The sequence below is a fragment of the Acuticoccus kandeliae genome (assembly GCF_003073115.1).
This window is the reverse complement of record NZ_QBBV01000107.1, coordinates 1-352: the sequence shown is the minus strand read 5'-3', so window position 1 is coordinate 352 and position 352 is coordinate 1. Positions and strand designations below refer to the sequence as shown.

General features: G+C 67.9%; 1 protein-coding gene. It reads right to left on the bottom strand.

Features of this window, described 5'->3' with window-relative positions:
* Nucleotides 1–50: 50 nt before the first annotated feature.
* On the bottom strand, nucleotides 51–352 hold a 302-nt coding region (locus tag DBV35_RS29520), incomplete at its 5' end, for a hypothetical protein (protein WP_211100082.1).

The following is a 352-nucleotide window of genomic DNA, read 5'->3' as shown; positions in this document are numbered from 1 at the left end:
GCGTCGCGCTGGCGCCAGACCTTCAGATTGAGCTTCACGGGGTCCTCGCCTTACTTGTAGCTGCGCTGGGTCGGGTGCACGTACTCGAACGTGAGCTCCTCCTTGTGCAGGACCGGAGCCTGCCCGCGGCCGGTGTACTCCCAGGCCGAGGTGAAGGAGAAGTTCTCGTCGTCGCGCTGCGCCTCGCCGTCCTCGGTCTGGCTCTCCCCGCGGAAGTGACCGCCGCAGGACTCGCGACGCACGAGCGCGTCGAGACACATGAGCTCGCCGAGCTCGAGGAAGTCGGCCACCCGGCCGGCCTTCTCCAGGCTCTGGTTGAGCTCCGCGCCGGTACCCGGCACCTTGACGTTGT